Annotated in this window: 9 protein-coding genes; 4 read left to right on the plus strand and 5 right to left on the minus strand. The window is 65.1% G+C overall.

Annotated features, from left to right (window positions below):
- Nucleotides 1-16: 16 nt before the first annotated feature.
- On the minus strand, nucleotides 17-487 hold the full coding sequence (locus DXK94_RS19170) for an Lrp/AsnC family transcriptional regulator (protein ID WP_115526134.1): 471 nt from the start codon (nucleotides 485-487) through the stop codon (nucleotides 17-19).
- A gap of 317 nt (nucleotides 488-804) precedes the next feature.
- Between DXK94_RS19170 and gluQRS the strand changes: the two genes are divergently transcribed.
- The 3 genes from gluQRS (at nucleotide 805) to DXK94_RS19185 (ending at nucleotide 2,691) form a co-directional block, all read left to right on the plus strand.
- Entirely contained in the window at nucleotides 805-1,683 is an 879-nt protein-coding gene (gene gluQRS, locus DXK94_RS19175; protein ID WP_115526135.1) for a tRNA glutamyl-Q(34) synthetase GluQRS, read from the plus strand.
- A 76-nt stretch (nucleotides 1,684-1,759) separates the two neighbouring features.
- On the plus strand, nucleotides 1,760-1,975 hold the full coding sequence (locus DXK94_RS19180; protein ID WP_115526136.1) for an AsnC family protein: 216 nt from the start codon (nucleotides 1,760-1,762) through the stop codon (nucleotides 1,973-1,975).
- A gap of 62 nt (nucleotides 1,976-2,037) precedes the next feature.
- Nucleotides 2,038-2,691: an HD domain-containing protein gene (locus tag DXK94_RS19185; RefSeq protein WP_115526137.1), complete on the plus strand. Its 654-nt coding sequence runs from the start codon at nucleotides 2,038-2,040 to the stop codon at nucleotides 2,689-2,691.
- Here the strand turns inward: DXK94_RS19185 and DXK94_RS19190 are convergent.
- The 3 genes from DXK94_RS19190 to DXK94_RS19200 all read right to left on the minus strand — a co-directional run bounded on the left by DXK94_RS19190 (nucleotide 2,669) and on the right by DXK94_RS19200 (nucleotide 5,895).
- On the minus strand, nucleotides 2,669-3,922 hold the full coding sequence (locus DXK94_RS19190; RefSeq protein WP_115526138.1) for a low temperature requirement protein A: 1,254 nt from the start codon (nucleotides 3,920-3,922) through the stop codon (nucleotides 2,669-2,671). The two genes, DXK94_RS19185 and DXK94_RS19190, sit on opposite strands and share 23 nt — an antisense overlap.
- An 18-nt stretch (nucleotides 3,923-3,940) precedes the next feature.
- Entirely contained in the window at nucleotides 3,941-5,257 is a 1,317-nt protein-coding gene (locus DXK94_RS19195) for an ATP-binding protein (protein WP_079597983.1), read from the minus strand.
- 149 nt (nucleotides 5,258-5,406) lie between these two features.
- Nucleotides 5,407-5,895, minus strand: coding sequence for a universal stress protein (locus DXK94_RS19200; RefSeq protein ID WP_115526139.1), 489 nt, complete (start codon nucleotides 5,893-5,895; stop codon nucleotides 5,407-5,409).
- Between the two features lie 280 nt (nucleotides 5,896-6,175).
- Between DXK94_RS19200 and ggt the strand changes: the two genes are divergently transcribed.
- A complete protein-coding gene (ggt, locus tag DXK94_RS19205; RefSeq protein WP_115526140.1) occupies nucleotides 6,176-8,005 on the plus strand; it encodes a gamma-glutamyltransferase in 1,830 nt (609 codons plus the stop codon).
- 107 nt (nucleotides 8,006-8,112) lie between these two features.
- Here ggt and DXK94_RS19210 read toward each other — a convergent pair.
- Nucleotides 8,113-9,148: amino acid permease (locus DXK94_RS19210; protein ID WP_147294407.1), on the minus strand; the 1,036-nt coding region annotated here is incomplete at its 5' end.

Below are 9,148 nucleotides of genomic sequence, written 5' to 3' on the forward strand. Positions count from 1 at the left end.
GGCGTGGCCGTTTCCGTCAGTCTGCCGCGAGCAGCCCGGTGGTGCGGTAGGGGATGACCTCCCGCAGGAACATGCTGGTGGACGTGCGCACGATGCCCGGGCACAGCCGGATCTCCTCGGATACCCGGTAAAGGTCGTCCGGGCTGGTGGCCACCACGCGGATCAGCAGGTCCGTGTCCCCGGCAGGTGCGTGGCATTCGAGAACTTCCGGGATCTCCCGAAGCGCGGCGATGGCCTCGTTGAGGTGGCTCTGGTCCAGTTCCGCGCTCACGGCGGCCGCCACCCCACGCCCCAGCGCCGAGGGGAGCACCCTGCTGCTGTTGGGCCGCAGCGCACCCGACGCCGCCATCCGCTCCAGCCGCGACTGCACCGTTCCGCGGGCCAGGCCCAGCCGCTGGGCCAGGACCATGATGGGAACGCGAGGATCCTCGTCGAGTGCGCGAAGGATGCGCTGATCGGTCGCGTCCAGTTGCTGCAATCTGATCATTTCCCGTCTGGTTAGCGCCCAGGGGTTAGTCAGAGTGATCAACAAAATCCCGGGCAGTTGCACCAACTGTAGGTCTGCTGCTCAAATGATGGCAACAGGGCAAAGGCTACCGCCGGATCCCGCAGGCTACAGGCTTTCCGGCACACCACCCGGGCGCTGCACCCCGCTTCCCGCAAGGAAGCCGCCGCTGATTGACTCTTGTTCACGCATCGTCATTCCGCACCCCACGGCAAGAGCCCCTGAGCCACCGATCGTCGGATTTTCCGAAGGCATCGGTAGCTGAGGGGCTCTTGTGCTGTTCCCCTTAGGCTGGATCCATGACCTCCGCCGGCCGATTCGCCCCCAGTCCGTCCGGCGAGCTGCATGTGGGCAACCTGCGGACGGCCATCCTGGCATGGCTCTTCGCCCGTTCCACAGGCCGCACCTTCCTGCTGCGGGTCGAGGACCTGGACCGGGCACGGGCGGGGGCGGAAGTGGAACAGTTGCGGGACCTGAAAGCCATCGGCGTGACCTGGGACGGTGAAGTGGTTCGGCAAACTGGCCGCGGCCAGCTCTACGCTGACGCCATTACGCGCCTGCACCACGCCGGCCTCACGTATGAATGCTTCTGCACGCGCCGGGAAATCCAGGAGGCGCCGTCCGCTCCGCACGCACCTCAGGGGGCGTATCCGGGGACCTGCCGGAACCTCGATCCGGCCGAGCTGGAGTTCAAGCGTGCCACCCGGCCGGCCGCCGTCCGGCTGCGTTCCGATGTGCAGCAGTACACCGTCAAGGACCGCCTGCACGGCACATTCGCCGGGGTAGTGGATGACTTCGTGCTGCGGCGCAATGACGGTGTCACCGCCTACAACCTGGCGGTGGTGGTGGACGACGCCGAGCAGGGCGTCGACCAGGTGGTCCGCGGCGACGACCTCCTCCCGTCCACGCCGCGGCAGGCTTACCTCGCATCGCTCTTGAATATTCCCGTTCCGGAATATGTGCATGTCCCCCTGGTGGTGAATACCGACGGCGCCCGCCTGGCCAAGCGCGATGGCGCGGTGACGCTGGGCGACCTTTCCCGCGCAGGTATCCCTGTTGCCGCCGTCCGCGACCGGCTGCTCACATCGCTCGGACTGCAGGCCGGAACGCTGGAGCATGCCTTAAATTCGTTCGATCCTGACATGCTCCCCCGGAAGCCGTGGATCTGGTCCGCCTAAAGCGGGCCGCGCATAAACCAGGATCCGGCGTCAACCTTTGTTGACGCCAAGACGTTCGTCAACTAATGTTGACGGCATGGAGGTGGACCGGATGAAGACACTGGTCGGATCGATGGATGGAATGGGGCCTGCGGAAGCGCTGCGGGCAATCGCCGAGCTGCAGAAGGAAGTCCACCGGACGGAATCCTCGCTGGTACGGAGCGCCAGGCAGGCCGGCCTCTCGTGGGAGGCCATCGCGCTCTGCCTGGGAGTCAGCAAGCAGGCGGTCCACCGTAAGTACGGCAAGCAGTAGCATCGCACGGAACCGTTGGTGCTGTGTGAGCCTCGGCGGCCGGTTCAGCCTAGGCTTAGGACATGTCAGACCAGCATGCCGCGGAGCAGAGCCCGGCGCCCAGATTCACGGTTGAGACCGCAAAGGTCCTCGCCGAGGTGGCCCACAACCGGCAAAAGGACAAGCTCAAGCGCCCGTACAAGGACCACGTCCTTGCCGTCGGTGATGCCCTTGCCGATTTCGATGACGACATCCGGATTGCCGGATATCTGCACGACATTGCCGAGGACACCCCGATAACACGGCAGGCCCTGTTGGATATGGGCGTGTCCGAGCGGGCCGTGGAGATTATCGAACGCGTCACCAACCGGCTGCACGAGAACCCGGACGATTACCAGGCCGGGATCCGCGAGATCGCAGAGCACCACGACGCCGCCCTGGTCAAGATCGCGGACAACGCCCACAACTCACTGCCCGAACGGGTCCAGGCACTGGCCGAAAAATGGCCGGACAAGCCGCCGGTCACGAAGTACCGGGATGCCCGTCCCGTGCTGTACGCGGCCGTGGAGGTGGAGGAGGTCCGGAAGATCCTGGCGCGCGTGAACCCGTGGCTGCTCGAGGAGCTGGACGACCAGTTGGATGAGGAAGACACCACGGACTACGAGAACCTGTCCTACGGGGAGCCGGATGCCGCGGGTGGGGCGGCGCTGGACGCTAGGACGGGCGGGGAGCAGTAGTCTCCAGCTTCTCCAGCGCGTGATGCAGCCGGTCGGAACCGCGGCGCTCATCGATGACGATCGACATGCCGAGCGCCAGCACGATCACCAGCAGGCATACCGGGACGGAAACTCCTGCCGCCGCCATGCCAACTGATGCGGCCAGCGCCGCCAGCACACCTGCCGCCACAGTGATGACGGTGCGGTCCGGGCCCACCATCACGCTGTACAGCCAGGTCAGTGAGCCCTTGAACAGCGCCACCGGAACCGCGATGCTGGCCACCGCCACGGCGCCGCTGATGTGGGCCTCGTGGTCGATGAAGTACGCCGCCACGTGCAGACCGGCGCCGGTGGCGGCAATCGCGGCGAAGATCGGCATGTGGCCGTAACCGAACAGGAATGACCGGTGGCGCCGCAGGTGCAGCGCACGTCCGGCGGGAAGCATGAAGTAGATCCACCACATGCCGAAAGCCAGGGCTGTGCCGCCAAAGCCAACAAGCGCGGCGTCCACGCTCCAGCCGTGGTTGGCCACGATGGCGCGGAGCGTCTCGATCGCACCGATAAGGCATTCACCCAAAGCGATGATGGCCAGCAGCCCGTACCGCTCGGCAATGTGGTGGGCGTGCCAGGGTGTCCGGGCCTTGCGCTCGGCGGCGTACGGGGTGGACATCTCCAGGACGATCAGGGGCACAATCATGAAGAACGTGGTGGGAACGTCCGCCTCGATGATCAGCACCGCGATCCAGCCGAGTTGCACCAGCGCAAGGTATTTCGCGTAGCGCAGGCATGTCTCGCAGCGGGCCGGATCCTGCCTGGCTGCGCGCAGCCATTGGGCAACCAGTGCCAGCCGCATGATCACGTAGCCGCCCACGATCACCGCGTTGTCCACATGCCTGCCTTCTACCAGGGAATAAAACATGGGCTCGATTCCCATGGCAAGGATCAGGACGCCAACGATCTGGACCATCGTGACCACGCGGAAGATCCAGTCATCGGTGTCGTAGGCGCTGGCGAACCACGTGAAGTTGATCCACGCCCAGATGACGGCGAACATCGCGAAGGAGAACCCCATCAGGCCGGCAACGAAATGCGCTTCGGCGATTTCATGGGCGAACTGGCTGCCGGCAACGCCGAAGGCGATCACGAAGGTCAGGTCGAAAAAGAGTTCAAGCGGTGTGGCCGCGCGGTGCTTTTCGTGCGGATCGCGGCCGCCCATGCGCGCCATGGCATGCCGGAGGGGGTTGGAGGACATGCTTCACACGTTACTGCCTTACACGCGGCCCAGGGCGTCGATGTCTTCGAGGAAGTCCTGGTGGACTTCCTCGCTGACGGTGGTGCGGGTTTCGGCGATGGCGTCGAGGTAGTCCTGGGTGGCGGGGCCTTTCCGGACCGCCTCCCGGACGGAAAGCTGCCCTCCGGAGGCCAGCCCGCCGTCGTCGTACACTGCTTTTTCCAAGGCGCGCTGGGAGGCGCTGCGGGCGGCGTACTCGATGTCGGCGGGCGAGAAGCCCTGGGTGCGCTCCACCAGCAGGTCAACATCAACGGCGTCCACCACGGGAGCGGGGATGAACCGCTGCCACATCGCTTCGCGGGCTTGCCGGTCCGGCAGGCCGATGGGGATGACGTAGTCGAATCGGCCGTGGCGCAGGAAGGCGGTGTCCAGGGCGCGGATGAAGTTGGTGGCGCAGACCAGCAGGCGGCCGGGCTGTTCGCGGAAGGCCGGGATGATCTTGAGCAGTTCGTTGGTGACGCCCTGCAGCGGGGACGGCGGCTCACCCGAGCGCTGTGACGCGATTTCCTCCACCTCGTCGATGAACACCACGGCATGTTCCAGCTCCGCGATCTCCAGGAAGGTCTCGCGGAGGGCGCCGGCCAGGCCTTGCGGATCGGCGGCGAGCCGGGAGGGGAAGACTTCCACGAAGGGCCACTCGAGGCGGGAGGCGATGGCCTTGGCGAAGGTGGTCTTGCCGGTGCCGGGCGGGCCGAAAAGTACGACGGCGCGGGGCGGAACCACACCGAATTCGTCGGCGAGGTCGGCCTCGGCCAGGGGGAGCACCAGGCGGCGTTCGAGCAGTTCCTTCTCCTTGCGCATGCCGGCCACGTTTTCCCAGAGATCGCGGGCGAGGACGCGGCCGCCCAGCTGGCCCAGGGCGCCGAGTTCCTGGCGCTGGACGGGAATGGTCCGTTCGAAGTAGCGCAGGTTCTTCTTCAGGGCGAAGCCGCGGCCCAGGAATGCCTCCACGCGGGTTTCCGATTCGGGCATGAGTGCGGAGAGCTTGTTGAGGCCGTGCGGTGCCATGCGGTTTTCGACGGCGGCCAGCAGCGAGGTGCCGATCCCCCGGCCGCGGTATTCGGGCAGGGTGGCGAGGAAAACGATCCATCCCTGGTCGTGCGCGGCGCGTCCGACGGCGGCACCCACCACCTGGTCGCCCTGCACCGCCACCACGGCGTGGTCCTTCTCGCAGGATGCCAGGACCTCGGAAAGGGCATAGACGGGTTCCACGTTGCTTGCCTTCAGGGTCTCCCAGAGGTGCAGGATCCCGTCAAGGTCGGAGGAGTGGAAATCCCTGATCCGCCAGTTGGTCATGCTGTTTCTCCCGAATGGTTCGACGTTGAACTGCGCAGTTAGTGCCACTCCTGCGGGCGCCTGCGCAGAGGGGCACTCTGCTGAGCATAGGGGATCGGCTCCAGCCGGGAGTTGCAGGGGCGTTGCATTACGCCAGGAAGGTTCGGGGGCTAGAGCTTCGCGGCGCCCTTGCCCTTGGAGCCTCTCCAGAGATGGTGGGGCCGGTGGTTGCTGTCAGCATGCACCACCAGGACAGGGCAGGCGGCGTGCGAAACGCATGCTGAACTCACCGACCCCAGGTGCATGCCGATGAAGCCGCCGTGCCCGCGGCGCCCCACCACCAGGAGTGCGGCGTCCGCGCCGGCTTCGACCAGTTTGGCCGGCGCCGGGCCGCGGACTATAGCCTGAGTAATCTCTACGGAGGCATCCGGCCCGAACGCCTTGCCGAGAGCCTCGGCCAAGGTCTGCCGCGCGGCTGCTTCAAATGCGTCGAAGTCGGGCGGAACGTAGCCAGCGTAGATTTGCGGGAAATCCCAGCAAGCCACAGCATGGACTCGCGCGTTGAGGGCGGGCGCCAGCCGGGCGGCCAGTCGCAGGGCCTGGACCGAGGAATCGGAGCCGTCCACACCTACGACAATTTTTGCTTCCGGATTGCTCATCGCGGTCCTCCTTGACCGGTGCGCCTGGACACGTCCTGTGGCAACTGACGGAGCCAGGACGAACAGTAAACGTGCCCTGCTGGCGCTCCCCCTTGAACGTTGAACGGCAGGATGGGGCCGAGAATAAACCCGCACCCCACGCACGTCAAGAGGACAGACCTGTACGACAACGGAGCGTCAGCTCCGAAGGCATGCAGCAGGGGTAGGCGCAGCCGTTGAGAGTACAGGGGGCGAGGAGTAGCGTGTGACGCACCTCACCCGAACCCAATCAGGAGCAACCATGCCACATCTGGGACGCCGGCTCGGTGCCGTCACGGCGGCGCTGGCGATGAGCGTGACCACTGGAGCGCTGGCGAGCCCGGCCTCTGCCCATCCGCGGCAGGCCGACAACGTCGAAAAAAGGCCTACAGCAACCGGCTACGGAGGCGCCGTCAGCACCGTTGACCCGGACGCCTCCGCCGCCGCCATCGAAATCCTCCGCAAGGGTGGCAACGCCGTCGACGCCGCAGTCGCCGCAGCCGCCACCCTCGGCGTCACCGAACCCTACAGCGCCGGCATCGGCGGTGGCGGCTACTTTGTGTTCTACGACGCGAAGAGGGGCAAGGTCAGCACCATCGACGGCCGCGAGACCGCACCGGCCGCCATGCCTCCAGATGCTTTCCTTAAACCTGGCACGACCGAGCCGTACCCATTCACAAAGCAGGCAACTAGCGGAATTTCCGTCGGGGTACCCGGTACCCCGGCAACCTGGGAGCGGGCGCTGGACCGTTGGGGAAGCCTCAGCCTCGCCGAAACCCTGCAGCCCGCCATTGAAGTAGCAACGGACGGCTTTGTGGTGGACGAGACATTCCGCCAGCAGACAGATGAAAACGATGAGCGTTTCAGGCCGTTCGCCGCGACTGTGGAGCTTTTCCTCCCCGGAGGACAGCTTCCCGTAGTCGGTTCCGTCCTGAATAACCCCGACCTGGCGGAGACATATCGTGTTCTGGGCCAGGAAGGGACGGACGCCTTTTATGAAGGCCCGATTGCGGAGGAAATCGTTTCCACCGTCCGGAACGCACCGACAAACCCGGATCCGAATACCCTGCCCGGACCTGCAGGCGTCATGACCACTGAAGACCTGGATGACTACGAGGCCCTCGACCAGGACCCCACCCACGTGAACTACCGCGGCTATGACGTTTACGGCATGGCACCTTCCAGCAGTGGCGGCACGACCGTCGGGGAGGCCTTGAACATCCTGGAGGTGTTCGACCTTCCCGCTCTTGCCAACGACAAGCCAAAGGTCCTGCACCACTACCTTGAAGCCAGCGCCCTCGCCTTCGCCGACCGCGGCAAGTATGTTGGCGATCCTGCCTTCGTGGACGTTCCTATGGAAGAACTCCTCGACCCGGTCTTCGGCAAGGAACGGGCGTGCGAAATTGATCCGTTGAAGGCGGCGCCGAAGCCGGTGCCAGCCGGAGACGTCTCTTCCTACAATGGCGTGTGCGATCTGCCGGCCGCTGCACAGAGCAACCAAACGGATACTGAGAGGCTTTCAACCACCAACCTCACCGTTTCCGACAAGTGGGGCAACGTGGTGGAGTACACCCTCACCATCGAGCAGACCGGCGGGTCCGGCATCGTAGTCCCCGGTCGCGGCTTCATCCTGAACAATGAACTGACGGACTTCAATGTCCCCGCCAACCCCACGGATGCGAACCGCATCGAACCGGGTAAACGTCCACGCTCCTCCATGTCGCCCACCATCGTGCTGAAGGACGGCAAACCGTTCGTTGCGCTCGGGTCGCCGGGCGGTGCAACGATCATCACTACGGTGCTGCAAACGCTGATCAACCGGATCGACCTGGGCATGAGCATCTCTGACGCACTTGCTGCGCCCCGCGCCTCACAACGCAACTCGGCAACCCCACAGGCGGAACCGGCATTCATTGCCGCCTATGGTGACCAGCTCAAGCAGTACGGACACCCGGCCTTCAGCTCAGTTGCCGAGCTCGGCGCCGCCACGGCCATTGAGTTCCTGCCGGACGGGCGTACTGTCGCTGCAGCCGAACCAACAAGGCGCGGCGGCGGTTCGGCGATGGTGGTGGAGCCCTCATGGCATAAGTAGCGATAACAGCGATTCCCGTTAAAACCCCGACGGCGGCACCTGAGGTTCTGTAGCTCCAGAACCAAAGGTGCCGCCGTCGGGCGTTGCGGCGTGTTAGCCGGCGTGCACTACTTCTTGAACGTCTCCGCCGGCGGGTTGGCGACCACCGGGGAGATGCCGGTGAAGCCTTCGCGGGTTTCGGCGATGTCGCGGATGCGTTTGCGGCAGGCGTACCAGCCGAAGACCATCAGGATGGAGGCGATGGCGGTGACGAGCATGGTGAGGGGCGATTCGATGAAGACCATGACCAGGACCCCTACCAGGAAGAGCAGGGAGAGGTAGCCGGTGTAGGGGGCGCCGAACATGCGGAAGGAGGGGCGTTTGAGCCAGCCTTTGTCGGCCCAGCGTTTGAGTTGGATCTGGCACAGGACGATGGTGGCCCAGGTCATGATGATGCCGACGGAGGCGACGTTGAGGACGATTTCGAAGGCGTCGGCGGGGACGAGGTAGTTCAGCGGGACGCCCAGGAGGGAGACGCCGGCGGTGATGGCGATGCCGCCGTAGGGGACGCCTGCTTTGTTCATCCGGGAGGCGAAGCGCGGGGCGGAGCCGTTGACGGACATGGAGCGCAGGATCCGGCCGGTGGAGTAGAGCCCGGCGTTGAGGGAGGACAGGGCGGCGGTGAGGACGACGAGGTTCATGATGACGTCCACGCCCTGGATGCCGATGGAGCCGAAGAAGGTCACGAAGGGGCTGACGCCTTTTTCGTAGGAGGTGTACGGCAGCAGCAGGGCCAGGAGGATGACGGAGCCGACGTAGAACACGGCGATGCGGAAGACCACGGAGTTGATGGCCTTGGGCATGATTTTTTCGGGGTTTTCGGTTTCGCCGGCGGCGGTGCCGACCAGTTCGATGGAGGCGTAGGCGAACAGGACGCCCTGCATGAGGATGATCATGGGCAGCAGGCCGTTGGGGAAGATTCCGCCGTTGTCGGAGATGAGGCTGAAGCCGACCTGTTGGCCGTCCACGGGGGTGCCGAAGATGACGAAGTAGGTGCCGACGATGAGGAAGATGACCAGGGCGGCGACCTTGATCAGGGCGAACCAGAATTCCATTTCGCCAAAGACCTTGACCGAGACCAGGTTCAGGGCCAGGACCACGACC

This window comes from Arthrobacter sp. RT-1 (assembly GCF_003367205.1).
GTDB lineage: Bacteria > Actinomycetota > Actinomycetes > Actinomycetales > Micrococcaceae > Arthrobacter.

What these genes read in the sequence shown, in the direction of transcription:
- DXK94_RS19170 (WP_115526134.1), bottom strand. Translation starts at nt 487, where the DNA reads ATGATCAGATTGCAGCAACTGGACGCGACCGATCAGCGCATCCTTCGC.
- DXK94_RS19180 (WP_115526136.1), top strand. Translation starts at nt 1,760, where the DNA reads ATGGAGGTGGACCGGATGAAGACACTGGTCGGATCGATGGATGGAATG.
- DXK94_RS19185 (WP_115526137.1), top strand. Translation starts at nt 2,038, where the DNA reads ATGTCAGACCAGCATGCCGCGGAGCAGAGCCCGGCGCCCAGATTCACG.
- DXK94_RS19195 (WP_079597983.1), bottom strand. Translation starts at nt 5,257, where the DNA reads ATGACCAACTGGCGGATCAGGGATTTCCACTCCTCCGACCTTGACGGG.
- DXK94_RS19200 (WP_115526139.1), bottom strand. Translation starts at nt 5,895, where the DNA reads ATGAGCAATCCGGAAGCAAAAATTGTCGTAGGTGTGGACGGCTCCGAT.
- DXK94_RS19190 (WP_115526138.1), bottom strand. Translation starts at nt 3,922, where the DNA reads ATGTCCTCCAACCCCCTCCGGCATGCCATGGCGCGCATGGGCGGCCGC.
- gluQRS (WP_115526135.1), top strand. Translation starts at nt 805, where the DNA reads ATGACCTCCGCCGGCCGATTCGCCCCCAGTCCGTCCGGCGAGCTGCAT.
- ggt (WP_115526140.1), top strand. Translation starts at nt 6,176, where the DNA reads ATGCCACATCTGGGACGCCGGCTCGGTGCCGTCACGGCGGCGCTGGCG.